Here is a 25,952-nt window from a genome sequence, read left to right on the forward strand (position 1 = left end):
CGGTCGGGCGCCGTACTTGTGTCCTCACCCATTCGATCCTCTGTGCGCTTCTGGTGATTCGTAATCAGTCACACAAGGGGAGATTCACGGCATCCCGGGGTGATGAATGGAGCAAATCCGTTCCCAGAACGGTCAGTTGTAGTGCTGAATGGGGGTGCGGGGATACGTGAGGGCGTGCGCCCGGCACGGCGGAAGGGCGTGCGCCACCGGCGGCTGAGAGGGGTTTGTTCGTGCCAGCTTTCCCATACAGCACCACACCGACGACGACAGCGGTCGCAGTCCCACCATCGCTCGCACTTCCGGTGATCGAGGCCGAGTTTCCCAGGCAGTTGCACGGGTATTGGCCCCAACCCCAGGAGAAGACACGCAGCTGGCTGCTGGAAAAGCGGCTCATGCCGGCGGACAAGGTGGAGGAACACGTTGACAGCCTCTGCTACACCGACCTCATGGCGGGGTACTTCATCGGCGCCCCCGACGAGGTGCTCCAGGCGATAGCGGACTTCAGTGCGTGGTTCTTCCTCTGGGACGACCGCCAGGACCGCGACGTCGTCCACGACCGGCCCGCCGCCTGGGAACGGCTGTGCCGCGCGCTGCACACGGCCCTGGACTCCCCCCAGGACCACCTGCACCATCAGGACCCCCTGGTCGCGGGGTTCGCGGACACCGTGCTGCGGTTCTACTCGTTCCTGTCGCCGCGGTGGAACGCCCGCTTCGCGCGGCACTTCCACGCGGTGATCGACGCCTACGAACGGGAATTCCAGAACCGTACCGGGGATGTCGTGCCCACGGTCGAGGAATACCTCGCACTGCGCCGGTTCACCTTCGCCCACTGGATCTGGACCGACCTGCTGGAGTCGAGCGCCGGCTGTGAACTCCCGGACGCCGTCCGGAAGAATCCAGCGTACCGGCGTCCGGCGCTGGTCAGTCAGGAATTCGCCGCCTGGTACAACGATCTGTGCTCACTGCGCAAGGAAATAGCGGGCGACGAGGTGCACAATCTCGGGATCAGTCTCGTCAAACACGACGGGTTGAGCCTGGAGGAGGCGATCGCGGAAATGCGCGGGCGCATCGAGGGGTGCGTATCCGAATTCCTGCTCGCGGAACAGGAGGGATTGCGTTTCGCCGACGGCCTCGCGGACGGCACGGTACGGGGTAAGGAACTGAGCGCCGCCGTAAGGGCCTGCCTCGGCAATATGCGGAACTGGTTCAGTTCCGTCTACTGGTTCCACCACGAGTCCGGCCGGTACAGGGTCGACAGCTGGGAGGACCCGGCCACACCCCCGTACGTCGACGACGAAGGGGCGAGTGGGAAATGACCGCCGAATCAGTGCGGTCGGAAGCCCGGCGCAACGCCCCGGGACCGCACGAGCCACCGGTGGCCGGGGGCGGGGTGCCGCTTCTCGGCCACGGTCTGAGACTGGTCCGCGACCCGCTGGCCTTCATGTCCCAACTGCGCGACCACGGCGACGTCGTCCGGCTCAGGCTCGGCCCGAAGACGGTGTACGCGGTCACCACGCCCGCTCTCACCGGCGAGGTGGCCCTCAGCCCCGAATTCATCATCTCCGGTCCACTGTGGGAGTCCCTGGAGGGCCTGGTCGGCAAGGAGGGGGTGGCCACCTCCAACGGCGCGTTGCACCGGCGCCAGCGCCGCACCATCCAGCCCGCCTTCCGGCTCGACGCCATCCCCGCCTACGGGCCGGTCATGGAGGAGGAGGCGCACGCGCTGACCGAGCGCTGGCGGCCCGGGGAGACGATCGACTGCGCCTCGGAGGCCTTCCGGATCGCCGTGCGCATCGCCGCCCGCTGCCTGCTGCGCGGCCAGTACATGGACGAGTGCGCCGACCGGCTGTGCGACGCGCTGGCCACCGTCTTCCGCGGGATGTACCAGCGGATGGTGGTGCCGCTAGGACCGCTGTACCGGCTGCCGCTGCCGGCCAACCGCGAATTCAACCGCGCGCTGGCCGATCTGCATCTCCTTGTCGACGAGATCATCGCCGAGCGCCGGGCATCCGGCCGGAATCCGGACGATTTGCTGACGGCATTGCTGACGGCGAAGGACGACAATGGCGAGCCCATCGGGGAGCAGGAGATCCACGACCAGGTGGTCGCGATACTCACTCCGGGCAGCGAAACGGTGGGCGCCACGATCATGTGGCTGCTCCGGGTGCTCGCGATACACCCGGAACACGGCGACCGGATCCGCGCGGAGGTTGAATCCGTGACCGGCGGCCGCCCCGTCGGATTCGACGACGTCCGCAGTCTCACGCACACCAACAATGTCGTCGTGGAGACGATGCGTTTGCGGCCCGCCGTATGGGTATTGACGCGGCGGGCGGTGACCGAGACCGAACTCGGTGGCTATCGCATTCCGGCCGGAGCGGACATCATCTACAGCCCTTACGCCGTCCAGCGCGATCGGCGCTCGTATCCGGACAACCTGGAGTTCGACCCGGACCGCTGGCTTCCCGAACGAGCCAAGGACGTACCGAAATATGCCATGAGCCCGTTCGGAGTGGGTAACCGCAAGTGCCCCAGCGACCACTTCTCGATGGCGCTTCTGAGTCTGTTCACCGCCGCGGTGGCGACGAAGTTCCGCTTCGAGGAGGTTCCCGGGTCGGACGGCACGCCCCGGGTCGGTATCACCCTGCGCCCGCAGAAGATGCTGGTGCGGCCGGTGCTCAGGTGACGTGAGCGGCGCGGCGCGCGTTCAGGCGGCCTGCGGGCCCCGGAACGCGCGCCGGTAGGAGTTCGGGGTGGTGCCCAGCGCGCGGACGAACTGGTGCCGCAGCGCCGCCGCGGTGCCGAACCCCGTACGGTCCGCGATCGTGTCCATGGTCTCGTCCGTCGCCTCCAGCAACCGCTGTGCCAGCAGCACGCGTTGGCGCAGCAGCCAGCGGTACGGAGTGGTGCCCGTCTCCTGCTGGAAGCGGCGGGCGAAGGTCCGCGGCGACATATGGGCGCGGGCGGCGAGCTGTTCGACGGTGACCTCCTGGTGCAGGTGCTCCTCCATCCAGACCAGCACCTGGCCGACCGTGTCGCAGGAGGACTTCGGCAGCGGCCGCTCGATGTACTGGGCCTGCCCGCCGTCGCGGTGCGGGGGCACCACCATCCGCCGGGCGATCTTGTTGGCGACCTCCGGGCCCTGTTCCTTGCGCACGATGTGCAGACAGGCGTCGATGCCGGCGGCGGTGCCGGCCGAGGTGATCACCGGGTCCGCGTCCACGTACAGCACGTCCGGCTCGACCATCGCCCGCGGGTAGCGCCGGGCCAGTGTGTCCGCGTGCCTCCAGTGCGCCGCGCAGCGCCGCCCGTCCAGCAGGCCGGCGGCGCCCAGCACGAAGACGCCCGAGCAGACGCTGAGCACCCGCGCGCCCCGGTCCACCGCCCGGCGCAGCGCGTCCAGCAACTCGGGCGGGTAGTCGTGCGAGGTGATGGCGTCCGTGGCCGGCACCGTGATCAGGTCGGCCTCCTCCAGCCGGTCCAGGCCGTGCGGTGTCGAGACCGTGAGGCCGGGGACATGGGTGCTCAGCGCCGGGCCCTCCGCTGAGACGACCGCGAAGTCGTAGACCGGCAGCCCCTCGTCGCTGCGGTCGAGCCCGAACACCTCGCAGACCACGCCGAGTTCGAAGGGGTGCACTCCGTCCAGCAGCACGGTGGTCACGTTTTTCAGCATGGCTCCAGTGTGCCCCCGCGGTGGCAGGATTTTGAAGGTGTACGGCAGTCCTGCCACTCACGGTAAGGAGCGTCCGGCGCCACAGTGGTGTCCATGACTACGACACAGACGCAAGGCCTGATCTCGATGCTCGTCGTCCTCGGACTCCTGGTCCTCATGGTCCTGCCGTCGGTGGTCGGCATCGTCCACGACCGACGTGCCGACCGCCGGATCCGTCAGGCCCACGAGGACCGGGAGGCCCGCGAGAGCCGCGACGAGGCTCAGAAGTCCTCGTCCAGGTCGACGGTGCCCTCCACCGCCACCTGGTACGCCGACGGGCGCCGCTCGAAGAAGTTGGTCAGCTCCTGAACGCCCTGGAGCTCCATGAAGGAGAAGGGGTTCTCGGAGCCGTACACCGGAGCGAAGCCGAGGCGCGTCAGGCGCTGGTCGGCGACGCACTCCAGGTACTGCCGCATCGAGTCGGTGTTCATCCCCGGGAGGCCGTCACCGCACAGGTCGCGCGCGAACTGGAGCTCGGCCTCGACGGCCTCCCGCAGCATGTCGGTGACCTGCCGCTGGAGGTCGTCGTCGAAGAGGTCCGGCTCCTCCTTGCGCACGGTGTCGACCACGTCGAAGGCGAAGGACATGTGCATCGTCTCGTCGCGGAACACCCAGTTGGTGCCGGTGGCCAGACCGTGCAGCAGGCCGCGGCTGCGGAACCAGTAGACGTAGGCGAAGGCGCCGTAGAAGAACAGGCCCTCGATGCACGCGGCGAAGCAGACGAGGTTGAGCAGGAAGCGCCGGCGGTCCGCCTTCGTCTCCAACTGGTCCAGCTTCTCCACCGAGTCCATCCACTTGAAGCAGAACTCGGCCTTCTCCCGGATGGAGGGGATGTTCTCCACCGCGGCGAAGGCGGCGGCGCGGTCCTCCGGGTCGGGGAGGTAGGTGTCCAGCAGCGTCAGATAGAACTGGACGTGCACGGCCTCCTCGAACAGCTGCCTGCTCAGGTACAGGCGCGCCTCGGGGGAGTTGATGTGCTTGTACAGCGTGAGCACCAGGTTGTTCGCGACGATCGAGTCACCGGTGGCGAAGAAGGCCACCAGCCGTCCGATCAGGTGCTGCTCGGCCGGGCTCAGCTTGGCGAGATCGGCGACGTCCGAGTGGAGGTCGACCTCCTCCACGGTCCAGGTGTTCTTGATGGCGTCCCGGTAGCGCTCGTAGAAGTCCGGGTAGCGCATCGGACGGAGCGTCAGCTCGAAGCCGGGGTCGAGCAGGTTCTTGGTCTCGCTGGTCATTACTGGCAGGCCTCGCAGGACTCGGGGTTTTCCAGGGAGCAGGCGACCGCCTCGGGGTCCGGCGTCGCCTGGACGGGGACGGTGGCGCGAGCGGCCCGCGCGATCCGGGTCGCGGGGCGGGAGCGCAGGTAGTAGGTCGTCTTCAGGCCCTGCTTCCAGGCGTAGGCGTACATCGAGGAGAGCTTGCCGATGGTCGGCGTCTCCATGAACAGGTTCAGGGACTGGGACTGGTCCAGGAACGCGGTGCGGGCCGCGGCCATGTCGATCAGGCCGCGCTGCGGGATCTCCCACGCCGTGCGGTACAGCGTCCGCACGTCCTCGGGGATCCAGGCGAAGTCCTGCACCGAGCCGTTCGCCTCGCGCAGCGCCTCGCGGGTCCGGGCGTCCCAGACGCCTAGTGCCTTCAGATCGTTCACCAGGTACGAGTTGACCTGAAGGAACTCCCCGGAGAGCGTCTCGCGCTTGAAGAGGTTGGAGACCTGCGGCTCGATGCACTCGTACACGCCCGCGATCGAGGCGATGGTGGCGGTCGGGGCGATGGCGAGCAGCAGCGAGTTGCGCATGCCGACGGCGGCGATCCGCTCGCGCAGGGCCGCCCAGCGCTCCGGCCAGGTCAGCTCGACGTCGTAGTGGTCGGGGTGCAGCACGCCCCGGGCCGTACGGGTCTTCTCCCACGCGGGCAGCGGGCCCTCGCGCTCGGCGAGGTCGGCCGACGCCTCGTACGCGGCGAGCATGATCCGCTCGGCGATACGGGTGGACAGGGCCTTCGCCTCCGGGGAGTCGAAGGGCAGCCGCAGCTTGAAGAAGACGTCCTGAAGGCCCATGGCGCCCAGGCCCACCGGCCGCCAGCGGGCGTTGGAGCGGCCCGCCTGCTCGGTCGGGTAGAAGTTGATGTCCACCACGCGGTCGAGGAAGGTGACGGCGGTGCGGACGGTCTCGTCCAGCCGCTCCCAGTCGATGTCCCCGCCGGCCACGAACGCGCCGAGGTTGACCGAACCCAGGTTGCACACCGCCGTCTCGCCGTCGTCGGTGACCTCCAGGATCTCCGTGCAGAGGTTGGAGGAGTGGACGACGTGGCCGGGCTGTGCCGTCTGGTTGGCGGTGCGGTTGGCGGCGTCCTTGAAGGTCATCCAGCCGTTGCCGGTCTGCGCGAGGGTGCGCATCATGCGGCCGTACAGGTCGCGGGCCGGCATGGTCTTTTTCGCCAGGCCCCGCGCCTCCGCGGCGCGGTACGCGGCGTCGAACTCCTCGCCCCACAGGTCGGTCAGCTCCGGCACGTCCGCGGGGGAGAACAGCGACCACTGCCCGTCCGCGTTCACCCGGCGCATGAACTCGTCCGGGACCCAGTGCGCGAGGTTGAGGTTGTGCGTCCGGCGGGCGTCCTCGCCGGTGTTGTCGCGCAGCTCCAGGAACTCCTCGATGTCCGAGTGCCAGGTCTCCAGGTAGACCGCGGCGGCGCCCTTGCGCCGGCCGCCCTGGTTCACGGCGGCCACCGAGGCGTCCAGGGTCTTCAGGAACGGCACGATGCCGTTCGAGTGCCCGTTGGTGCCGCGGATCAGCGAACCGCGGGAGCGGATGCGGGAGTAGGCGATGCCGATGCCGCCGGCGTGCTTGGACAGACGGGCGACCTGGAGGTAGCGCTCGTAGATCGAGTCCAGCTCGTCCCTGGGGGAGTCGAGCAGGTAGCAGGACGACATCTGGGGGTGACGCGTACCGGAGTTGAAGAGGGTGGGGGAGGAGGGCAGGTAGTCGAGGCGGCTCATCAGCCCGTAGAGCGCCTCGACCTCGTCGACCGACCGCGCCGTGTCGTCCTGCGCGAGACCCGCCGCGACCCGCAGCATGAAGTGCTGCGGCGTCTCGATCACCTTGCGGGTGATCGGGTGCCGCAGCAGGTACCGGCTGTGCAGGGTGCGCAGGCCGAAGTAGCCGAAGCGGTCGTCGGCGGCCCGGTCGATCAGCGCGTCCAGGCGGTCGGCATGGGCGCGTACGAACTCGGCGGTCCGGTCGGCGATGAGGCCCTCGCGGTGGCCCACGGCGACCGAGTCGGTGAAGGAGGCGACGCCCTGGGACGCGGCCTCGGCGCGGACGGTGAGGGTCAGCAGCCTGGCCGCGAGCCGGGAGTAGGCGGGGTCCTCGGAGATGAGCCCGGCGGCCGCCTCCGTGGCCAGCTCGCGCAACTCGGCCTCGTCGGCCCGCGCCGACCGGCCGCGCAGCGCGGCGGCGGCGACCCGGCCGGGGTCGGCGTCGGGGAGGTCGGCGGTCAGCTCGGTCAGGGTCCGCAGCAGTACGGCACCTGGACCGTCGGTTTCCGGAGCTGTGACTGAAACCGGGTCTGCTGGCGCGATGGTCACGTGGAGCTCTCCCTCGCTCGGCACGGGGCCTCGCCGAGGGCAGGGGGCGGCACACGAGCGCACGCGGCGCCGCGTCCACCGGCCCATTCCACGAGGCCCGGACGTCAGGGCACCCGGACCGGACGGCCGGGCGCACTGTCGGCAGGTCCTCGGACTGACGCTCGTGGCGGCCCATGGGGGCATATGTGCACGAGTACACCGTTGCGGGACAGTTCCGGATTCGCACCGGATTCCCCTGCGGCGACAGTGAGCACGAGCATACATCTTGTGCTGAGTGAGTCGGGCACCCCCATATGTTGTGCCGCGTCGACTCCGGAACGTGTCAGAATGTCAACTCGTAGGTGAGCAGCATGATGTCGTCCAGGTGCGGGAGGGGGTTCCAGTCCCGGCCCGGCGTGCGGACGAAGCCCAGACGCTCGTAGATGCGGTGGGCGGTGTGCATCGTGCCCTGGGTGGACAGCACCACGCGGACACAGCCCTCCACGGCCCGTGCCCGGTCCAGGCAGGCCCGTACGAGGGCCTCGCCGACGCCTCGGCCGCGCGCCGTGTGCGCGACCGCGAGCATCCGTATCTCGGTCTCCCCGGGACCGGCGAGGTCGGCCATGGGGCCCGCGCCGGGGACGAAGGTCACGCCGCCGAGCACCGTCCCGTCCGCCACCGCCACCAGCACCTCGGCCGCGACCGCCCGCTTGGCCACGTCCCGCAGCTCGTCGAGATACCCGTCGCTCTCACCGAAGTCGAGGAGCCCGTCCCGGAGGTAGGCCTGGGCGGTGATCTCACCGAGGGTGCCGTACTCGCCGGGTTCCACCGGCCGGATCGCGATGTCCATGGCCCGAGTGTGCCGCACGGGCACGGCAGCGGGCCGCCGGATTTCTCCGGCGGCCCGTGGGATGCCCCTCCCGGGTGTCAGTGCGGGGCCGCCGCCGTGGCCGGCGGGAGCTCCACCTCGACGCCCGGGTCGCCGGCGTCCGCCGTGTAGTCCTCCGGCCGGGTCTCGTCCACGCCCTGAGGCGCCTTGACCGCCCTCAGCACGAACGTCAGGACCACCGCGACGACCGCGTTGAGCACGAACGCCGTCAGACCGATGTAGCCGATCTCGCCGATGCCCGGGATCTCCTTCGCCGAGCCGCCGAAGTGCTTCTGCGTCGGCGAGGCGACCCCGTAGGCGGCGACCGTGCCGTAGACCATGCCGACCGCCCAGCCCGCCAGCAGCGCCCAGCGGTGGAACCAGCGGGTGAACAGTCCGCCGACCAGGGCCGGGAAGGTCTGCAGGATCCAGATGCCGCCGAGCAGCTGGAAGTTGATGGCGACCGTCTTGTCCATGGTCAGGACGAAGACCAGCGCGCCCACCTTGACCAGCAGCGACACGATCTTGGAGACCCGGGTCTCCTCCTTCGGTGTCGCGTGCGGGCGGAGGAAGTCCTTGTAGATGTTGCGGGTGAACAGGTTCGCGGCGGCGATCGACATGATGGCCGCCGGCACCAGCGCGCCGATGGCGATCGCCGCGAACGCCACCCCCGCGAACCAGTCCGGGAACATGGTCTCGAACAGCTGCGGAATGGCCAGCTGGCCGTTCTTCACCTGCACGCCCGCCGCGATCGCCATGAAGCCCAGCAGGGCGAGCAGGCCCAGCATCAGCGAGTACAGCGGCAGGATCGTGGTGTTGCGGCGGATCACCTCGCGGCTGCGCGAGGACAGGGTCGCGGTGATCGAGTGCGGGTACATGAACAGCGCGAGCGCGGAGCCCAGGGCCAGCGTGGCGTACGTCCACTGGCCGGCCGCCGCCGGCACCAGACCGCCCGTCCCCGACTCGCTGAACTTCTGGTCCGCCTTGGCGAACACCTCGCCGAAGCCGCCCAGCTTGATCGGGATGTAGATGATGGCCACCGCGATCACGATGTAGATCAGGGTGTCCTTCACGAACGCGATCAGCGCGGGCGCGCGCAGTCCCGACGAGTAGGTGTACGCCGCCAGCACACCGAAGGCGATCAGCAGCGGCAGGTCCTTCACGAACCAGTGGGTGCTGTCGCCGCCGCCGACGCCCATCACGTCAAGCACGGCCTGGATCCCCACCAGTTGGAGCGCGATGTACGGCATGGTCGCGAGGATGCCGGTGAGCGCCACCGCCAGCGACAGGCTCTTGGAGCCGAACCGGCCGCGGACGAAGTCCGACGTGGTCACGTATCCGTGCCGGTGGGACACCGACCACAGCCGCGGCAGGAACGTGAAGATCAGCGGGTAGACCAGGATCGTGTACGGCACCGCGAAGAAGCCGGCCGCGCCCGTGGCGTAGACGGCGGCCGGCACGGCCACGAAGGTGTAGGCGGTGTACAGGTCGCCGCCGAGCAGGAACCAGGTCACCCAGGTGCCGAACGACCGGCCGCCCAGGCCCCATTCGTCCAGGCTGTGCTCGTTCTCGGCACGGCGCCAGCGCGCGGCCAGGAAGCCCATGACGGTGACGAGCAGGAAGAAGAAGACGCAGACGCCGAGCGCGACGCCGTTGACACCGTCCTTCACTTGACCGCACCCCCGTCCTCGGCCGTGGCGGTCCGGGCGGCCTGCGAGGCCCGGGCGGCGCGCTGATCACGCAGCCACAGCCGGTACGCGGTCATCGTCAGGGCCGCGGAGAGGACCACCCACAGCATCTGGTACCAGTAGAAGAACGGGATCCCTATGAACACCGGATCCGTCTTCGCGTACGATCCCACCCACAGCAGCGCCACGAAGGGGGCGACGAGGCAGAGGGCGATGACGACCCGTAAGGGTGTCACCACCGCTCTGGTGGCTTCCGGGGCATTCGACATGTGGCGACTCCGTCCCCTAGCTGATCACCGGCGAGCGTCCGTGCAGTGCGCAGGCAATCTAGGTCACGGTGTCACACGTGCGGAATCCCTCGTGCGCATGACGCCGCGGACCGCCACGAGATTCTTACGCCGTCACAAGACCCTTACTCCTGCGGGCGCTTGAGACGTGCCACGAACTTGTAGCGGTCCCCGCGGTACACCGACCGCACCCACTCCACCGGCCGGCCCTCCCGGTCCAGGGAGTGCCGGGAGAGCAGCAGCATCGGCAGGCCCACGTCGGTGCCGAGCAGGCCCGCCTCGCGCGGAGTGGCCAGCGAGGTCTCGATGGTCTCCTCGGCCTCGGCGAGATGGACGTCGTAGACCTCGGCTAGGGCGGTGTAGAGGGAGGTGTACTTCACCAGGCTGCGCCGCAGCGCCGGGAAGCGCTTGGCCGACAGGTGGGTGGTCTCGATGGCCATCGGCTCGCCGTTGGCCATGCGCAGCCGCTCGATGCGCAGCACGCGCCCACCGGCGGTGATGTCGAGCAGCTCGGCCAGGCGGTCGTCGGCGGTCACGTAGCCGATGTCCAGCAGCTGCGAGGTCGGCTCCAGGCCCTGGGCGCGCATGTCCTCGGTGTAGGAGGTCAGTTGCAGCGCCTGGGAGACCTTCGGCTTGGCCACGAAGGTGCCCTTGCCCTGGATGCGCTCCAGCCGGCCCTCGACGACGAGTTCCTGGAGCGCCTGCCGCACCGTGGTGCGCGAGGTGTCGAACTCGGCCGCCAGGGTCCGCTCCGGCGGGACCGGAGTGCCCGGCGGCAGCGTCTGGGTGATGTCGAGCAGGTGCTTCTTCAGGCGGTAGTACTTGGGCACGCGCGCGGTACGGACGGTCGCCCCACCCTCGTTCTCCGCACTGCTGACGTCGGTGCTCATGCTCCGCCTTCCCGGCTCCAGTGCCGAAGCGGCCGACGTCCCGTCGGCCCCGGCTCACATCGTGGCACGGCTTCGCGTGCCGGGTGGCCACCCGTACGCTCCGTGATCTCCTCTGTATACCGTTGCGACTCCGGCTGGTCTAGTCCATCGCCCCGGCCAGGGCGGGTGGTCCACCTGGCCAGGGCGGCCGGCGGGCCGTGTGCGGCCGCCACTGGTCCGGTGGAACGTGGGCGTCCATTTTGCCGGACGAACAATGAAAGGTCCCTGCATATCGCGGTCGCATAACGGACCACGTGAGCGGGTCGGTGCACTCTTGACAGCCCTATTGGTCTGGGCCAAGCTCCCCGTACTGGTCTACACCATTGGTCCAGGTCCCGGCCCCACGGGCGGTTACGCGCCGACGCTCGGATGTCGCTCAACCGCGGGGAGGCAGGGGGGTTTGTGGCATCCCTGAGGAGGGTGGCGTGAAGCGCAAGCTGGTAGCCGCGATCGGTATCGCGGGCATGATGGTCTCCATCGCGGCGTGTGGGGGCGGCAAGGACGACAACGGGGGCAAGGCCAAGACCGGCAAGGACGGCTACGCCGGCCAGACCCTCACCGTGTGGGTGATGGACGGCTCCTCCCCGGACCAGTGGCAGAAGGACGTCGCCGCGGCCTTCGAGGCCAAGACCAAGGCGAAGGTCAAGTTCGAGATCCAGCAGTGGGACGGCATCCAGCAGAAGCTGACCACCGCCCTGTCCGAGGAGAACCCGCCGGACGTCTTCGAGATCGGCAACACCCAGACCCCGGCCTACGCCAAGACCGGCGGCCTCGCCGACCTCGCGGACCTGAAGTCCTCGATCGGCGGCGACTGGACCGATTCCCTCAACAACTCGTCCGTCTTCGACGGCAAGCAGTACGCGGCACCGTGGTACTTCGCCAACCGCGTCGTCCTCTACAACAAGAAGCTCTGGGCCGACGCCGGCGTCAAGGACACCCCCAAGACCCGCGACGAGTTCTACGCCGACCTCAAGAAGGTCGGTGACAAGACCGGCGCCGAACCGATCTACCTGCCCGGCCAGAACTGGTACCACTTCGTCGGCCTGGTGATCGGCGAGGGCGGCGAGCTGGTGAAGAAGGACGGCGACAAGTACGTCTCCAACCTGGCCGACCCGAAGGTCGCCGCCGCCATGGAGACCTACAAGAAGTTCCAGGCCCTGTCCAAGGCGCCCAAGGACAAGGACGAGGCCCACCCGCAGCAGGGCGAGGTCTTCGCCAAGGGCAAGGTCGGCGCCTTCATCGGCATGGGCTGGGAGGCCGGTATCGCGATCAAGGCCAACCCGAAGATCGAGAAGGAGATCGGCTACTTCACCATCCCGGGCGCCGCGGCCGACAAGCCCGAGGGCGTTTTCCTCGGCGGCTCCAACCTCGCCGTCGCCGCGGGCAGCAAGAAGCAGGAGCTCGCCAGGGAGTTCCTGAAGGTCGCCCTCTCCGACCAGTACGAGGGCCAGCTGGCCAAGGAGAACGGCGTCATCCCGAACAAGGAGGCGCTGCAGAGCAACCTCCAGGGCAACGCCGTCGCCGAGGCCGCCGCCCCGGCCGCCGCGGGCGGTGGCACCACGCCGCTGATCCCGGAGTGGGCCGCAGTGGAGAACGAGCCGAACCCGGTCAAGGCCTACATGACCGCCGTGCTGAACGGAAAGTCCCCGGCCGAGGCCGCCAAGCAGGTCGAGGGCGAGTTCAACAAGCGTCTGGCGCAGAAGCAGTAGCACCGGGTGAGCCGGGGCGGAGTGGCCGTACCACGGACGGCCGCCCCGCCCCGGCACCTGTACGTGGGTCGACGTACCTAGGGCCCCTCGGCCGAGAAGAGAGATCGCGAGCATGACCGTGCAGACCGAACGGCCGCCCTCAGGCCCGGTGGACGCCCGTAGGGCGGACGGCCGGGCACCCGGCGGTCCGATACCGCGAGCCGCCTCGCGCAGCGGCGGGTTCGCCCCCTATCTGTTGCTGCTGCCCGCCTGCGCGGCCACCGTGCTGCTGCTCGGCTGGCCGCTGCTGAAGGACTTCCTGCTGTCGTTCCAGAACCTCAACATGACGCAGCTGATCCAGCACGTCACCGAGTGGAACGGCATCGACAACTACAAGGAAACCCTCACCAGCGAGGACTTCTGGCGGGTCACGCTCCGATCGGTCCTGTTCACGGCCGTCAACGTCGCCCTGATCATGGTCCTGGGCACGCTGATCGGCCTGCTGCTCGCCCGCCTCGGCAAGCGCATGCGGTTCACGCTGCTGATCGGCCTGGTGCTGGCCTGGGCCATGCCCATCGTGGCGGCCAGCACCGTCTACCAGTGGCTGTTCGCCCAGCGCTTCGGCGTCGTCAACTGGTTGCTGGACAAGCTCGGCTGGCACTCGATGGCCGACTACAGCTGGACCAGCAGCCAGATGTCGACGTTCTTCGTCATCACCGCGCTGATCGTGTGGGGGTCCATCCCGTTCGTCGCGATCAACCTGTACGCGGCGACCACCACCATCCCCGTCGAGCTGTACGAGGCGGCCTCTCTCGACGGCGCCGGTGCCTGGCGGAGCTTCACCACGGTCACCCTGCCGTATCTGCGGCCCTTCCTCTACGCGACGACCTTCCTGGAGATCATCTGGGTCTTCAAGGCGTTCGCACAGGTCCTTCTCATCAACACCGGCGGCCCGGACCGGCTCACCGAGATCCTGCCCGTCTACGCCTACGTCGAGGGCATCGGCAACCAGCACTACGGCATGGGTGCGGCGATCGCCGTCCTGACCATCCTGATCCTGCTCGGCCTGACCGCCTACTACCTCAGGATCGTGCTCAAGCAAGAGGAGGACGAGCTGTGAAGCGCTCGCTCTTCGGCCGCCTGTGGCCCAACGCCACGGCCGTCGTCCTGTTCATCGGCTTCGTCTTCCCCGTGTACTGGATGTTCTCCACGGCGTTCAAGCCGACCGGCGACATCATCTCCGAGGACCCGGTCTGGTTCCCGGTCGACTTCACCTTCGAACACTTCAAGACGGCGACGCAGGTCGACCACTTCTGGACGTACGTCACCAACTCGGTGACCGTCACGGTCCTCGCCGTCGTCTTCTCGCTGATCATCGCGCTGGCCGGCTCCTTCGCCCTGGCGCGGATGCGGTTCAAGGGGCGGCGCGGCTTCGTCATCGGCTTCATGCTGGCCCAGATGGCGCCCTGGGAAGTCATGATCATCGCCATCTACATGATCGTGCGGGACGCGTCGATGCTGAACAGCCTCGTGCCGCTGACGCTCTTCTACACGATGATGATCCTGCCCTTCACCATCCTGACGCTGCGCGGCTTCGTCGCCGCCGTGCCCAAGGAACTGGAGGAGGCGGCCATGGTGGACGGCTGCTCCCGTATGACGGCCTTCCGCCGGGTCATCCTGCCGCTGCTCGCCCCGGGCCTGATGGCCACCTCACTGTTCGGCTTCATCACCGCCTGGAACGAGTTCGCCCTCGTGCTGGTGCTGAACAAGGACATCGAGGCCAAGACGCTGCCGCTGTGGCTGTCCAGCTTCCAGACCCAGTTCGGCGACGACTGGGGCGCGACCATGGCCGCCTCCTCCCTCTTCGCCGTCCCGATCCTGGTCCTCTTCGTCTACCTCCAGCGGAAGGCCGTCAGCGGCCTGACCGCGGGCGCCGTGAAGGGATAACGCCACCCGATGACGACAATCGCCAGCGGCACCGACACACTCACCCGCGACGCGCTGACCGTCCTCCAGCCCGGCTTCACCGGGACCACGGCCCCCGACTGGCTGCTCCGGCGCCTCGGCGAGGGCCTGTCCTCGGTCGGCCTGTTCGGCCGGAACATCGCCTCGCCCGAACAGCTGGCCGCCCTCACCGCCCAGTTGCGCGCCGAACGCGAGGACGTCCTGGTCGCCATCGACGAGGAGGGCGGCGACGTCACCCGTCTGGAGGTGCGCACCGGCTCCAGCTTCCCCGGCAACCACGCGCTGGGCGCGGTGGACGACGTGGAACTGACCCAGGCCGTCGCGCGCGAACTCGGCAGGCGGCTGGCCGAGTGCGGAGTGAACTTCAACTGGGCGCCCTCCGCGGACGTCAACTCCAACCCCGGCAATCCGGTCATCGGCGTACGGTCCTTCGGTGCCGCCACCGACCTGGTCGCCCGGCACACCGCCGCCTACGTCACCGGCCTCCAGTCCGCGGGGGTCGCCGCCTGCACCAAGCACTTCCCCGGGCACGGCGACACCGCCGTGGACTCCCACCACGCGATGCCCCGCATCGACGTGGGCGCCGAGGTGCTCCAGGAACGCGAGCTGGCCCCGTTCCGCGCGGCGATCGCCGCCGGCAGCAAGGCCGTGATGAGCGCCCACATCCTGGTGCCGGCCCTGGACCCCGACCTTCCGGCAACGTTGTCCCGCCGGGTGCTGACCGACCTCCTGCGCGGCGAACTCGGCTACGAGGGCCTGATCGTCACCGACGGTATGGAGATGCGGGCCATCGCGGACAACTACGGCATCCGGCGCGGCAGCGTCCTGGCCATCGCCGCCGGGGCCGACGCGATCTGCGTGGGCGGCGGACTGGCCGACCAGGAGACCGTGACCGGTCTGCGCGACGCCCTGGTCGCCGCGGTCCGCTCCGGCGAACTGCCCGAGGAGCGGCTGGCGGACGCGGCCGACCGGGTCCGCGCCCTCGCCCGCTGGACCGCCGCGGCCGCGGGCCCTGCCGGGACGCGCGGCGACGCCGACCCGGTGGTCGGGCTGCGGGCGGCCCGGCGAGCGCTGCGCGTCACCGCCGCGGAGGGCTTCACCCCGCTCACGGATCCGCCCTATGTCGCCGCCCTCACCCCCGTCGCCAACATCGCCGTCGGCGACGAGACCCCGTGGGGCGTGGCCGCCGAGCTCTGCCGCCTCCTGCCGGGCACCCGGACGGGCAGCTTCGCCGGCGAGGACGCGGGCCGCGCGGCCCTTGAGGAGGCCGGCACCCGGCGGGTGGTGGCCGTCGTCCGCGACGAGCACCGCCACCCCTGGATGGCGGCCGCCCTGGACACCCTGCTCGCGGCCCGCCCGGACACGGTGATCGTCGAGATGGGCGTCCCCCAGGCGCCCCCACGAGGCGCCCTCCACATCGCCACCCACGGCGCGGCCCGCGTCTGCGGCCGAGCGGCGGCGGAGGCCATCACCGGCGAGTGAACCGCCTGCCGGCGCCCACACCGCCGCCGGCCACTCGACCGCCCGGGTCCGTGACCTCCCGGCGCACCACCGGTGACACACAGCAGACAGCGGCGCTCCGGTGGGCCAGGAGTGGGGAGGTGTTTCTCCCTGGCGACGTGGACGGTGGCGGCCCGGGACCGGGCCGGTGAGGTGGCCCGCTGGGCCGGGAGCGGTGAGGTGTTCCCTTCCGGCTGACCTGGGCAGTCGACGCCTGGGACCCGTTCCGCGAGGCCATCCGCAGGCCCGGGAGCCAGCCGTGCCGGCCGACCCGCCCCGGGATTCCTCCCGGCCGACCCTGGCGCGTCGGCTCGGGCTTCCGTGGCGAGATGGGGGCGGGGCGGCGCCGGCCCCGGTCGGCGTCCAGCCGGCGGGACGCTCGCCCGGCGCTGCCGCCTCGGGACTGCCCGCCGCCGCGGTTGTGACCCCGCCACGCCCGCCGCCGTGGCGGCACCATGCGTGTGAGGCCGCCCCGGCCAAGCCTTACGGCTGTCGACTCGGCGACGCCGGCCGCCCCCTGCGGGGTGGCCGGCGTCTGCGTGCCCAGAACCATGCGAGTGGCTAGATGCCCTGCCAGTCAGGCTTGTTGGTGTACGCATGGCGGAAGTAGTCGGCGAGCTTCAGCTTGGACGCGGCGGCCTCGTCGACGACGACCGTCGCGTGCGGGTGGAGCTGAAGGGCCGAGGCGGGGCAGACGGCGGCCAGCGGGCCCTCGACGGTCGCCGCGACCGCGTCCGCCTTGCCCTCGCCCGTGGCCAGCAGCACCAGGTGCCGCGCCTCCAGGATCGTCCCGATGCCCTGCGTGATGACGTGGTGCGGCACCTGGTCGACATCGCCGTCGAAGAAGCGTGCGTTGTCGACGCGGGTCTGCTCGGTCAGGGTCTTGATCCGGGTGCGCGAGGCGAGCGACGAGCACGGCTCGTTGAACCCGATGTGCCCGTCGGTCCCGATCCCGAGCAGTTGCAGGTCGACACCGCCGGCCTCGGCCAGGGCACGGTCGTAGGCCGAGCAGGCCGACAGGACGTCCTCGGCGGTGCCGTCGGGCCCGAGGAAGGCGTCCATCCCGATGCCGAGGGGCTCCAGCACCTCCCGGCGCAGCACCGAGCGGTAGGACTCGGGGTGGTCGGCGGGCAGCCCCACGTACTCGTCGAGCTGGGCGATCCGCGCCCGCGAGATGTCCGCGGCGCCGGAGCGCACCTTGGCCGCCAGCGCCTCGTACACGGGCAGGGGAGTGGAGCCCGTGGCTACGCCGAGCAGGGCGTCGGGCTTGCGCCGGAGCAGCCGCGCCATCGCCTCGGCGATGAGTTCGCCGCCCGCTCTGGCATCCGGAACGATGACAACTTCCACGCTGGGCCTGCCGATCTGAGGAGGATCTGAAGGGGACGGACCCGACAACGGGGGTCGTGTGGTTTAGACCAATCCAAGCCCAATCTAACAGAGTCGGGCCCGTCCGCGCCGTGCTCCTCCGCCCGCGTGCCCGAGGCGGTGGGGACGGCCGCCCGGGGCGGATCGCGACCGGCGTTACACGGTGTGAGCCGGGGAAGTCGAGGCGCTCACGGAAATCCACCGCGCCATCCGGCCCCGCCGCCGAGCCGGGCGGGCTAGGCTGCGGGGAGCGTGCCGGGAGATCCGGTCGGCAGGCCGGCCCGGCTCCGTCCCGACCGGTCGTTCGGTGAAGAAAACACAACAACCGCCGTCCCGGACATGGACAGGGCAAGTGGTCTAGTCCAGAATGCTGTGAGGCGTCTCGAAGAGCGCACGCGCGCGGCACCGGCCGCGCACGACAGGTGAACGCACGAGCCTCCGTCTTCCCCGCACAGGAAGGCGGACCGAGGATCCGGAGCTCTCTGCCCTGACTGCCCCGGTTCCTCATCCTTCGGCCGACCGGGACCGCACGCCCGCGGCCGATGCTGCTCCGGGCTGCGGTGCCGGGAGGGTTGAGGGTCCCTCTCAGGCGCCGCGGCCCGCGGGTGTCTCCGGGGCCCGCCGCCTCCGCCTATTTCAGGACCGTACAAACACGCGGGTACGCTCGCAGACGTGCCCTCCATGAACGAACTCGTACGCCAGCACACCGCGCTCGACGACTCCGATCTCGAGTGGCTGCACATGCTGGTCTCGGAGTGGCAGCTGCTCTCCGACCTCTCCTTCGCCGACCTGGTCCTGTGGGTCCCCACCCTGGATGGCACCCGGTACGTCTCGGTCGCCCAGATGCGGCCCAACACCGGACCCACCTCCTACCAGAACGACATGGTCGGCCACCTCGTCCCGCGCGGCCGCCGCCCGATGCTGGACGCCGCGCTCGACGAGGGCCGGATCGTGCGGGAGGGCGACCCTGAGTGGCGCGAGGAGGTCCCGGTCCGCGTCGAGTCCATCCCGGTGCGGCGGGAGGGGCGCGTCCTCGGCGTCATCGCGCGCAACACCAACCTGCTGACCGTGCGCACCCCGAGCCGGCTGGAGCTGACGTATCTGCAGAGCGCCTCGGACCTGGCGCAGATGATCGCGGCCGGTTCCTTCCCCTTCCCGGACCAGCAGGTCGACATGGACGCCTCGCCGCGCGTCGGCGACGGCCTGATCCGGCTGGACGCGGACGGCATCGTCCAGTACGCCTCGCCCAACGCGCTCTCCGCCTACCACCGCCTCGGCCTCGCCGCCGACCTCGTCGGCCACCACCTGGGCGAAGCCACCGCCGAACTCGCCCCCTCCCGGGCCCCGGTGGACGAGGCGCTGGTGAAGCTGGCCAGCGGCTGGGCGCCCCGGGAGTTCGAGATCGAGGCCCACGACGGGGTGATCCAGTTCCGGGCGATCCCGCTCAAGCCCAAGGGCACCCGCATAGGTTCGCTGGTGCTGCTCCGGGACGTGACCGAACTGCGCCGACGCGAGCGGGAGTTGATCACCAAGGACGCGACGATCCGGGAGATCCACCACCGGGTCAAGAACAACCTCCAGACGGTGGCGGCCCTGCTCAGGCTCCAGGCTCGGCGCATCGAGTCCGAACGTGGCCGGGAGGCCCTGGAGGAGGCGGTCCGCCGGGTCGGGTCGATCGCCATCGTGCACGAGACGCTGTCCCAGAACCTGGACGAGCGCGTGGAGTTCGACGAGATCGCCGACCGGGTGCTGGCGATGGTCGCCGAGATCTCGCCGGGCAAGGTGACCGGGCGGCGCAGCGGCCGCTTCGGGATCCTGGACGCCGAGGTCGCCACCCCGCTGTCGATGGTGCTGACCGAGGTTCTGCAGAACGCCCTGGAACACGGCTTCGGCGAGGGCGAGACGGGGACGGTGGAGGTCTCCGCGGTCCGCGGCGGCACCTCGCGCGAGGCCCGACTGCTCGTCACCGTCCAGGACGACGGCGTGGGTCTGCCTGACGGCTTCGACCCGCACAATTCCGGCAACCTCGGCCTCCAGATCGTACGGACCCTGGTCGAGGGGGAGTTGGGCGGCACCTTCGACATGGTGCCGGCCCCGGAGCGTGGCACCCGGGTGGTCCTCGACATTCCCGTGCAAGCGCACAAGTAGCCCGCACGGCAACAGCATCGGACCCCGCACAGCAAAGAGCCTCGGACCGAAATCGGTCCGAGGCCAGTCGCTCGTTGCGGCTTGTGTGCGCATCGGGGGTACTGCGCGCTGCGGCTCGGGGGCGGGAGATGCGTACTCGCTGTACGCGCCGCCAAGCTCAGGCTGTCAGCGGGGTGGCTGTGGTCAGGCGGAGGCCTGACGAGCCCGGTTGCGGGCGGCGCGGCGCTTCATCGCGCGGCGCTCGTCCTCGCTGAGACCACCCCAGACGCCGGAGTCCTGACCGGACTCGAGCGCCCACTGCAGGCACTGCTCCATAACCGGGCAGCGACGGCAGACGGCCTTGGCTTCCTCGATCTGCAGCAGCGCAGGACCGGTGTTGCCGATGGGGAAGAACAGCTCGGGGTCTTCCTCGCGGCAAACGGCGTTGTGACGCCAGTCCATGGCTGCTACCTCTCTTGGTGTGACGTGCTGTTGCTTGTGAATGTGAACGCTTTCACGAATCCCTCAACAAGGGAAGGGCCGACTGCCAGGTTCCCTGGCGTGGTCCTGTGATTTGGAGAGGGGTTCCGGTGATCTCTGGGGCCCGTGTGGTGGGCCGTCCCGATCGCCACGTAGAGACTCGCAAACCTCAGCGGCGGATACAACCCCTTCCGGAAAGTTTTTTTTGATTCCTCGGTGTCGACTAGGTCACAGCCGTACTTCCATGGGGTGGATCCTGGCCTAAACGTTCGAGTGAAAGGACTTTGGGCCCTTCTACTCACACAATCACACGCAGTGCACGGCGTACGCCTGTGAACGTCACGCTTCTACGCAGCCCCAGGTGGTCACCGTCCATCTGGAGGGGGAGCGGCACCTTCGAATGCAAGGTGAAGCGGCTCAGATCGTGCAGGGAGGCCGCATGCCTGCCATGGGGGCCGCGGTCGGGGGACGAAGTGAGCAACTGGGTGCCATACCGGGCAACCGCGGCGGTGGACAGACGGCTGAGACCGAGCACGTCGAGCCCGGTATCGAACGAGGACTTAGGCGACGTGTACATCGGGCGATTGCCGAGATACGTCCACGGCGAGGTGTTCGAGACTATCGCCACCACCAGCTCGGTGAGCGGGTCCTCCCCGGGCCGCTCCAGGGTGATCGTCCCGTGCCGGCGGCTCTGCTCCCCGAGGAACTGGCGGACCACCTGCCGTACGTACAGGGCGTGCGTGGACTTCTTGCCGCGCTCGCGCTGCTGCTCCACGCGGCCGACCACACCGGCGTCGAAGCCGAGCCCGGCGTTGAAGGTGAACCAGCGCTCCGGCACCGCCGCGTCGTCGGTGCCGGGCGTGCCCGAGGCCAGCCCCAGGCCGACCGTGCGCTCGCCGCCCCGGCGCAGGGCGTCCAGGATCGCGCCGGTGGCCTCCACGGCGTCGTTGGGCAGGCCCAGGGCGCGGGCGAAGACGTTGGTGGAACCGCCGGGCACCACCGCCAGGTGCGGCAGGCGCTGGGGATCCGGGCCGCGGTGCAGCAGGCCGTTGACGACCTCGTTGACCGTGCCGTCGCCGCCGAGGGCCACGATCAGGTCGATGTCGTCGCTGTCCGCGGCCTGCCGGCCGAGGTCGCGGGCGTGGCCGCGGTACTGGGTGGTGACCGCGTCCAGCTTCATCTCGCTGGCGAGCGCGTGGATCAGGACGTCGCGCGTACGTGCGCTTGTGGTGGTTGCCGCTGGATTGACCACGAGTAGTGCACGCATGAGGTGCAGCGTACCTACCGGACAGTACCCGCCCCACCCCGAGGTAGGGACTGGGTAAGAGATCGGGACGTGAGCCTGCACACGGTGGTCCGTGCCGCGAGGGCTACGCTGCTGGGGTGAGCAGTGACCGCAACCCCACCCCCAGGACCACGGACGCCCCGGACGCCGCGGACACAGCGGGGCCGCGCCCGCGGCGGCTGACGTACGCGGCGGCGCTGGCCGCCCTGGAAGGGCTCGTGCTGGTGGCCGGCGGGATCTGGATGCTCGTCGCGGGCATCAGCGGCCACGAGGGCGACCGGCAGACCGGCGTCACCGGGGGCATCACGGTGCTCGTGCTCGCGCTGCTGCCGCTGCTCGCCGCCCGCGGACTGCTGCTGCGCCGCAGCTGGAGCCGGGGACCGGCGGTCATCACGCAGATCATGGCGCTGCCCGTCGCCTACACACTGCTGCGGGCCGACGGTGTGGCCATCCCGGCCGGCATCGTGCTCGCCGTGGTGGCCGTGGCGTCGCTGGTGTTGCTCGTGAACCCTGAGACGACGCAGGCCCTCGGCATCAAGGGCCCGGGCCGGGCCGGGGAGACCGGGCAGCGATAGCCCCGCGGCCGGCCTCCGCCCCGGCCGTCCCGGTCCCCGTGGCCCTCGCGGCCTTTCCGCTACTCCTCCACCAGCAGCTTCTCCCGCAGCTGGGCCAGTGTGCGGGCCAGCAGCCGGGAGACGTGCATCTGCGAGATGCCGACCTCCTGCGCGATCTGCGACTGGGTCATGTTGCCGAAGAAGCGCAGCAGCAGGATCCGCTTCTCGCGCGGCGGGAGATCCTCCAGCAGCGGCTTCAGTGACTCCCGGTACTCCACGCCCTCCAGCGCCTCGTCCTCTGCGCCCAGGGTGTCCGCGACCGCCGGGGACTCGTCGTCCGTGTCGGGCACGTCCAGCGACAGCGTGGAGTAGGCGTTGGCCGACTCCAGGCCCTCCAGGACCTCCTCCTCGGAGATGGCGAGCTTCTCGGCGAGCTCGTGCACCGTCGGGGAGCGGCCGTGCAGCTGGGACAGCTCGGCCGTCGCGGTGGTCAGCGCCAGGCGCAGCTCCTGGAGCCGGCGCGGCACACGCACCGCCCAGCCCTTGTCCCGGAAGTGCCGCTTGATCTCGCCGACGACCGTCGGAGTCGCATACGTGGAGAACTCCACGCCGCGGTCCGGGTCGAAGCGGTCGACCGACTTGATCAGGCCGATGGTGGCGACCTGCGTGAGGTCGTCCAGCGGCTCGCCGCGGTTGCGGAAGCGGCGCGCAAGGTGCTCGACGAGCGGCAGGTGCATGCGGACCAGCTGGTTGCGCAGCTCGGCGTACTGCGCGCTGCCCTCCTTCAGGGAGCGCAGTTCGACGAACATGGCACGCGCGCCACTGCGGTCGTGAGGGTCGTGTCGCGCGTTGTGCACGATCGGTGCGGCCCGCGACCCGGCCTCGGAGTCTCGCTCGTGCTCGCTCATCGTCCCGCCCGCTGCCCTTCCCCGAGCCCTCGCCTCCTTCCCCGAGCCCTCGCCGTTCTCGCCTTCGCTCGAACAGGGGGAGTCCCCGTGAGGGGGAGGACCGCCGTGGCCGGCGACCAGCGCCTCGTCCTCCGGGTGGGGCCTGGCCTGCTCGGGGATGCCGTCGATACCGTCCGCCGCGCGCCGGGCCGCGGCCGGACCGCCCCGGGCGGCCCCGCCCGGGGCTCCGGCCCCGTCCGCGCGGGCGGGAGTCCCGCCCTCGGCCGGCATCTCCCGTGTGCCGCGCTCTTCGTCCCGCACCGGCCCGTCCCCGTTCCTCACGCCGGCCCGGGTCCCGCGCCGCGCTGTTTGTAGAGGCTGATCGACACGGTCTTGTCGTCGTCCACGGCGGAGGAGACCTTGCCCGCGAGGGCGGACAGGACGGTCCAGGCGAACGTGTCCCGCGAAGGCGCGTGACCGTCCGTCGTCGGGGCCGAGACGGTGACCTCGAGCGAGTCGTCGACCAGCCGGAAGACACAACTGAGCACCGAGCCGGGCACGGCCTGCTGGAGCAGGATCGCGCAGGCCTCGTCCACCGCGATGCGCAGGTCCTCGATCTCGTCGAGGGTGAAGTCCAAACGGGCCGCGAGACCGGCCGTGGCCGTCCGCAGCACCGACAGGTAGGCACCCGCAGCCGGCAGCCGGACCTCCACGAAGTCCTGGTTCGCCACGGGCTCGCCTGCGATCTGGGACACCCTCACCTCCAAGGTGGTACAAGCTCTCTCAGGGCCGGGGGCATCCCCCCGGGACAACGCGATACATGGTTCAGCGGTGACGCTACCGCGCGCCCGGCCTTTCTGTCCCGGAGCCCCAACCCCTTGCTGTCACTCATAGTAAAGCTACGCATACGCTCCGTGGCTAGAGGTTCTGCGGGCCCAAATGGGAACGGCGGGCGCCGGGTTGACGTACCCACACGTCAGACGGTCGAACCGTCCCCGATTCCGGTCACACCAGCACGTGGTCCACGAAGCACCAGCGCCAGTCCTCGCCGGGCTCGAAGGTCCGCATCACCGGGTGTCCGGTGTCCTTGTGGTGCTTGGTCGCATGCTGTCCCGGCGAGGAGTCGCAGCATCCGACGTGGCCACAGGACAGGCACAGCCGCAACTGCACCGGATGCGTGCCGTCCGCCAGGCACTCCGGACACGTGTCGCTCTCGGGCTCGGGCTCCGGATGCGGCAGCGTGCCGGCGTGCGTGCACTGTTTCATGATTGCCAGATTACGACGGGCGTGCGGGTGACCGCGCGGAAAGCGGACGGGCGACGAACGATGGGTGGGCGAGGACCATGGACGTAGTGCCGCTGCTGTTCCTGGTGGCGGGCAGTGCCGCGGTGGCCGGGGCCGCCCGGCGCACCCCCGTACCGGCGCCCCTGCTGCTGGTCGCGGTCGGACTGGCGGTCGCCTACGTCCCCGGCGTCCCCGCCTACGCCCTCGACCCGGGCGTGGTCCTGCCCCTGCTGCTGCCGCCGCTGCTGTACACCTCCGCCATCGACAGCTCCTACCTCGACCTGCGCGCGCAGCTGCGGCCCGTGGCGCTGCTCTCCGTCGGGTACGTGCTGTTCGCGACCTTCGTGGTCGGCTGGGCCGTGTACCTGCTGGTGCCGGGACTGCCGCTGACCGCGGCGCTGGTGCTGGGCGCGGTGGTGGCGCCGCCGGACGCGGTCGCGGCGACGGCGGTGGCCCGCCGGGTCGGGCTGCCCTCGCGGATCACCACGATCCTCCAGGGCGAGTCCCTGCTCAACGACGCCACCGCGATCACCGCCTACCGGGTGGCGCTGGCCGCAGCGGTCGGCGAGGGCGCGACCTGGGCGGGCGGCGTGAGCGAGTTCCTGATCGCGGCGATCGGCGGCGTCGGAATCGGGCTGGTGCTGATGGCGCCGCTGCACTGGCTGCGCACCCACCTGAAGGAGGCGCTGCTGCAGAACACGCTCTCTCTACTGATCCCGTTCGTCGCCTACGGCGTCGCCGAGCAGGTGCACGCCTCCGGCGTCCTGGCCGTCGTCACCGTCGCCCTCTACCTCGGCCACCGCGCGTGGGAGGTCGACTTCGCCACCCGGCTCCAGGAGGACGCGGTGTGGCGGATGGTGGCGTTCGTCCTGGAGTCGTCGGTGTTCGCCCTCATCGGACTTCAGCTGCCGGTGGTCCTCAAGGGCCTCGGGGCGTACTCCGGGCCCGAGGCCGCCTGGTACGCGGTCGCCGTCTTCCTGGTGGTCGTCGCCACCCGGTTCGTGTGGGTGTACCCGGCGGCGTTCCTGCCCCGGCTGCTGTCCCGGCGTGTCCGGGAGCGCGAGGAGAACCCCACCTGGAGGGGCGCGATGGTCACCGCGTGGGCCGGGATGCGAGGCGTGGTGTCCCTGGCCATCGCCTTCTCGATCCCGGTCACGCTGCACGACGGCGCGCCCTTCCCGAAGCGCAACCTGCTGCTCTTCCTGACCTTCACGACGGTCATCGGGACCCTGGTGGTGCAGGGACTGACGCTGCCGCCGCTGATCCGCGTGCTGAAGTTCCCCGGCCGCGACGTACGGGCGGAGACCCTGGCCGAGGCGAACGCGCAGGCGCAGGCCTCCCTGGCCGCCGAGCGGCGCCTGGACGAACTCCTGGCCGACGAGCGCAACGCCCTGCCCCCGCCGCTCGCCGACCGGCTCCGCGCGGTCCTGGAGCGCCGCCGCAACTCCGTCTGGGAGCGGCTCGGCCAGGTCAACCCGGTCACCGGCGAGTCGGTCGACGACACCTACCGCCGGCTGTCCCGGGACGTGATCAGTGCCGAGCGCGCGGTCTTCGTACGCCTGCGGGACGGCCGCTACATCGACGACGAGATGCTGCGCACCCTGCTGCGCAGGCTGGACCTGGAGGAGGCGGCCGCCTACCGGGAGGCGGCGTGAGCGACCGGGCGGGGCCTTTGAGGGGCCGAGTGGGGGGCGTCCGGGTGCCGGGCCGGGTGGTGTGGTGAGGGGCCGGGCGGGGCCTCCCGGAGGCCGCGTCGTGACGTCCAGGT

23 protein-coding genes and 1 riboswitch are annotated in these 25,952 nt (G+C 70.2%); of the genes, 10 read left to right on the plus strand and 13 right to left on the minus strand.

Going from position 1 to position 25,952, the window contains the following annotated elements; translation table 11 throughout:
• Positions 1-230 precede the first annotated feature (230 nt).
• Positions 231-1,316, plus strand: a complete 1,086-nt coding sequence (gene cyc1, locus ACIQFZ_RS02410; protein WP_365773929.1) for an epi-isozizaene synthase — start codon at positions 231-233, stop codon at positions 1,314-1,316.
• Entirely contained in the window at positions 1,313-2,686 is a 1,374-nt protein-coding gene (locus ACIQFZ_RS02415; RefSeq protein ID WP_365416682.1) for a cytochrome P450, read from the plus strand. Before cyc1 ends, ACIQFZ_RS02415 begins: the two co-directional genes overlap by 4 nt.
• 21 nt (positions 2,687-2,707) lie before the next feature.
• On the opposite strand, the gene ACIQFZ_RS02420 is transcribed toward ACIQFZ_RS02415, so the two are convergent.
• Positions 2,708-3,673, minus strand: a complete 966-nt coding sequence (locus ACIQFZ_RS02420; RefSeq protein WP_402690418.1) for a helix-turn-helix domain-containing protein — start codon at positions 3,671-3,673, stop codon at positions 2,708-2,710.
• Between the two features lie 93 nt (positions 3,674-3,766).
• On the opposite strand from ACIQFZ_RS02420, the gene ACIQFZ_RS02425 reads away from it, so the two are divergent.
• Positions 3,767-4,021 (plus strand): hypothetical protein, encoded by a 255-nt coding sequence (locus tag ACIQFZ_RS02425; protein ID WP_365416685.1) that lies wholly within the window; start codon positions 3,767-3,769, stop codon positions 4,019-4,021.
• Here the strand turns inward: ACIQFZ_RS02425 and ACIQFZ_RS02430 are convergent.
• The 6 genes from ACIQFZ_RS02430 to ACIQFZ_RS02455 all read right to left on the minus strand — a co-directional run bounded on the left by ACIQFZ_RS02430 (position 3,934) and on the right by ACIQFZ_RS02455 (position 11,010).
• Entirely contained in the window at positions 3,934-4,947 is a 1,014-nt protein-coding gene (locus ACIQFZ_RS02430; RefSeq protein WP_361414491.1) for a ribonucleotide-diphosphate reductase subunit beta, read from the minus strand. The genes ACIQFZ_RS02425 and ACIQFZ_RS02430 overlap by 88 nt on opposite strands.
• Entirely contained in the window at positions 4,947-7,298 is a 2,352-nt protein-coding gene (locus ACIQFZ_RS02435) for a ribonucleoside-diphosphate reductase subunit alpha (protein WP_365773932.1), read from the minus strand. Before ACIQFZ_RS02435 ends, ACIQFZ_RS02430 begins: the two co-directional genes overlap by 1 nt.
• Before the next feature lie 122 nt (positions 7,299-7,420).
• Positions 7,421-7,575: riboswitch (cobalamin riboswitch) on the minus strand.
• Between the two features lie 45 nt (positions 7,576-7,620).
• Positions 7,621-8,127 carry a GNAT family N-acetyltransferase gene (locus tag ACIQFZ_RS02440; RefSeq protein WP_383057046.1) on the minus strand — a complete coding sequence of 169 codons (507 nt, stop codon included), beginning with the start codon at positions 8,125-8,127 and terminating at the stop codon, positions 7,621-7,623.
• A 77-nt stretch (positions 8,128-8,204) separates the two neighbouring features.
• A complete protein-coding gene (gene mctP, locus ACIQFZ_RS02445) occupies positions 8,205-9,815 on the minus strand; it encodes a monocarboxylate uptake permease MctP (protein ID WP_365416690.1) in 1,611 nt (536 codons plus the stop codon).
• The gene (locus tag ACIQFZ_RS02450) at positions 9,812-10,102 is read right to left on the minus strand and encodes a DUF3311 domain-containing protein (protein ID WP_365773935.1); all 291 of its coding nucleotides are present in this window, start codon (positions 10,100-10,102) and stop codon (positions 9,812-9,814) included. Before ACIQFZ_RS02450 ends, mctP begins: the two co-directional genes overlap by 4 nt.
• Positions 10,103-10,245: 143 nt before the next feature.
• Positions 10,246-11,010: a GntR family transcriptional regulator gene (locus ACIQFZ_RS02455; RefSeq protein WP_141358515.1), complete on the minus strand. Its 765-nt coding sequence runs from the start codon at positions 11,008-11,010 to the stop codon at positions 10,246-10,248.
• Positions 11,011-11,474: 464 nt separating this feature from the next.
• Here ACIQFZ_RS02455 and ACIQFZ_RS02460 point away from each other — a divergent pair, with 464 nt between their 5' ends.
• The 4 genes from ACIQFZ_RS02460 to ACIQFZ_RS02475 all read left to right on the plus strand — a co-directional run bounded on the left by ACIQFZ_RS02460 (position 11,475) and on the right by ACIQFZ_RS02475 (position 16,184).
• Positions 11,475-12,758, plus strand: coding sequence for an extracellular solute-binding protein (locus ACIQFZ_RS02460; protein WP_402690419.1), 1,284 nt, complete (start codon positions 11,475-11,477; stop codon positions 12,756-12,758).
• A 112-nt stretch (positions 12,759-12,870) separates the two neighbouring features.
• Positions 12,871-13,857, plus strand: coding sequence for a carbohydrate ABC transporter permease (locus ACIQFZ_RS02465; RefSeq protein ID WP_383057048.1), 987 nt, complete (start codon positions 12,871-12,873; stop codon positions 13,855-13,857).
• Positions 13,854-14,684, plus strand: coding sequence for a carbohydrate ABC transporter permease (locus ACIQFZ_RS02470; protein WP_365435650.1), 831 nt, complete (start codon positions 13,854-13,856; stop codon positions 14,682-14,684). The genes ACIQFZ_RS02465 and ACIQFZ_RS02470 overlap by 4 nt, the downstream gene beginning before the upstream one ends.
• Positions 14,685-14,693: 9 nt before the next feature.
• Entirely contained in the window at positions 14,694-16,184 is a 1,491-nt protein-coding gene (locus tag ACIQFZ_RS02475) for a glycoside hydrolase family 3 protein (protein ID WP_402690420.1), read from the plus strand.
• Between the two features lie 579 nt (positions 16,185-16,763).
• Here the strand turns inward: ACIQFZ_RS02475 and nagB are convergent.
• Positions 16,764-17,549, minus strand: coding sequence for a glucosamine-6-phosphate deaminase (gene nagB / locus ACIQFZ_RS02480; RefSeq protein ID WP_383057050.1), 786 nt, complete (start codon positions 17,547-17,549; stop codon positions 16,764-16,766).
• A gap of 699 nt (positions 17,550-18,248) precedes the next feature.
• On the opposite strand from nagB, the gene ACIQFZ_RS02485 reads away from it, so the two are divergent.
• A complete protein-coding gene (locus ACIQFZ_RS02485) occupies positions 18,249-19,715 on the plus strand; it encodes a sensor histidine kinase (protein WP_383057103.1) in 1,467 nt (488 codons plus the stop codon).
• Between the two features lie 183 nt (positions 19,716-19,898).
• Here the strand turns inward: ACIQFZ_RS02485 and ACIQFZ_RS02490 are convergent, their stop codons facing one another.
• A complete protein-coding gene (locus ACIQFZ_RS02490; protein WP_016639615.1) occupies positions 19,899-20,156 on the minus strand; it encodes a WhiB family transcriptional regulator in 258 nt (85 codons plus the stop codon).
• Positions 20,157-20,472: 316 nt separating this feature from the next.
• On the minus strand, positions 20,473-21,441 hold the full coding sequence (locus ACIQFZ_RS02495; RefSeq protein WP_383057052.1) for a diacylglycerol/lipid kinase family protein: 969 nt from the start codon (positions 21,439-21,441) through the stop codon (positions 20,473-20,475).
• 116 nt (positions 21,442-21,557) lie between these two features.
• On the opposite strand from ACIQFZ_RS02495, the gene ACIQFZ_RS02500 reads away from it, so the two are divergent.
• A complete protein-coding gene (locus ACIQFZ_RS02500) occupies positions 21,558-22,034 on the plus strand; it encodes a hypothetical protein (RefSeq protein WP_365431470.1) in 477 nt (158 codons plus the stop codon).
• 59 nt (positions 22,035-22,093) lie between these two features.
• On the opposite strand, the gene ACIQFZ_RS02505 is transcribed toward ACIQFZ_RS02500, so the two are convergent.
• From ACIQFZ_RS02505 to ACIQFZ_RS02515, 3 genes are all read right to left on the minus strand, one after another.
• Positions 22,094-23,242 (minus strand): RNA polymerase sigma factor SigF, encoded by a 1,149-nt coding sequence (locus ACIQFZ_RS02505; RefSeq protein WP_402690421.1) that lies wholly within the window; start codon positions 23,240-23,242, stop codon positions 22,094-22,096.
• On the minus strand, positions 23,239-23,655 hold the full coding sequence (locus ACIQFZ_RS02510; RefSeq protein WP_361414517.1) for an anti-sigma regulatory factor: 417 nt from the start codon (positions 23,653-23,655) through the stop codon (positions 23,239-23,241). Before ACIQFZ_RS02510 ends, ACIQFZ_RS02505 begins: the two co-directional genes overlap by 4 nt.
• 250 nt (positions 23,656-23,905) lie before the next feature.
• Positions 23,906-24,166, minus strand: coding sequence for a UBP-type zinc finger domain-containing protein (locus ACIQFZ_RS02515; protein ID WP_365434137.1), 261 nt, complete (start codon positions 24,164-24,166; stop codon positions 23,906-23,908).
• A gap of 77 nt (positions 24,167-24,243) precedes the next feature.
• On the opposite strand from ACIQFZ_RS02515, the gene ACIQFZ_RS02520 reads away from it, so the two are divergent.
• Positions 24,244-25,839 carry a Na+/H+ antiporter gene (locus ACIQFZ_RS02520; RefSeq protein WP_365434140.1) on the plus strand — a complete coding sequence of 532 codons (1,596 nt, stop codon included), beginning with the start codon at positions 24,244-24,246 and terminating at the stop codon, positions 25,837-25,839.
• Positions 25,840-25,952 lie beyond the last annotated feature (113 nt).

Origin of the sequence: Streptomyces sp. NPDC093064, from assembly GCF_044754605.1 — a bacterium.
Taxonomy (GTDB): domain Bacteria; phylum Actinomycetota; class Actinomycetes; order Streptomycetales; family Streptomycetaceae; genus Streptomyces.

What these genes read in the sequence shown, in the direction of transcription:
- ACIQFZ_RS02415 (WP_365416682.1), top strand. Translation starts at nt 1,313, where the DNA reads ATGACCGCCGAATCAGTGCGGTCGGAAGCCCGGCGCAACGCCCCGGGA.
- ACIQFZ_RS02420 (WP_402690418.1), bottom strand. Translation starts at nt 3,673, where the DNA reads ATGCTGAAAAACGTGACCACCGTGCTGCTGGACGGAGTGCACCCCTTC.
- ACIQFZ_RS02425 (WP_365416685.1), top strand. Translation starts at nt 3,767, where the DNA reads ATGACTACGACACAGACGCAAGGCCTGATCTCGATGCTCGTCGTCCTC.
- ACIQFZ_RS02430 (WP_361414491.1), bottom strand. Translation starts at nt 4,947, where the DNA reads ATGACCAGCGAGACCAAGAACCTGCTCGACCCCGGCTTCGAGCTGACG.
- ACIQFZ_RS02440 (WP_383057046.1), bottom strand. Translation starts at nt 8,127, where the DNA reads ATGGACATCGCGATCCGGCCGGTGGAACCCGGCGAGTACGGCACCCTC.
- ACIQFZ_RS02450 (WP_365773935.1), bottom strand. Translation starts at nt 10,102, where the DNA reads ATGTCGAATGCCCCGGAAGCCACCAGAGCGGTGGTGACACCCTTACGG.
- ACIQFZ_RS02455 (WP_141358515.1), bottom strand. Translation starts at nt 11,010, where the DNA reads ATGAGCACCGACGTCAGCAGTGCGGAGAACGAGGGTGGGGCGACCGTC.
- ACIQFZ_RS02465 (WP_383057048.1), top strand. Translation starts at nt 12,871, where the DNA reads ATGACCGTGCAGACCGAACGGCCGCCCTCAGGCCCGGTGGACGCCCGT.
- ACIQFZ_RS02475 (WP_402690420.1), top strand. Translation starts at nt 14,694, where the DNA reads ATGACGACAATCGCCAGCGGCACCGACACACTCACCCGCGACGCGCTG.
- ACIQFZ_RS02485 (WP_383057103.1), top strand. Translation starts at nt 18,249, where the DNA reads ATGAACGAACTCGTACGCCAGCACACCGCGCTCGACGACTCCGATCTC.
- ACIQFZ_RS02490 (WP_016639615.1), bottom strand. Translation starts at nt 20,156, where the DNA reads ATGGACTGGCGTCACAACGCCGTTTGCCGCGAGGAAGACCCCGAGCTG.
- ACIQFZ_RS02495 (WP_383057052.1), bottom strand. Translation starts at nt 21,441, where the DNA reads ATGCGTGCACTACTCGTGGTCAATCCAGCGGCAACCACCACAAGCGCA.
- ACIQFZ_RS02515 (WP_365434137.1), bottom strand. Translation starts at nt 24,166, where the DNA reads ATGAAACAGTGCACGCACGCCGGCACGCTGCCGCATCCGGAGCCCGAG.
- ACIQFZ_RS02520 (WP_365434140.1), top strand. Translation starts at nt 24,244, where the DNA reads ATGGACGTAGTGCCGCTGCTGTTCCTGGTGGCGGGCAGTGCCGCGGTG.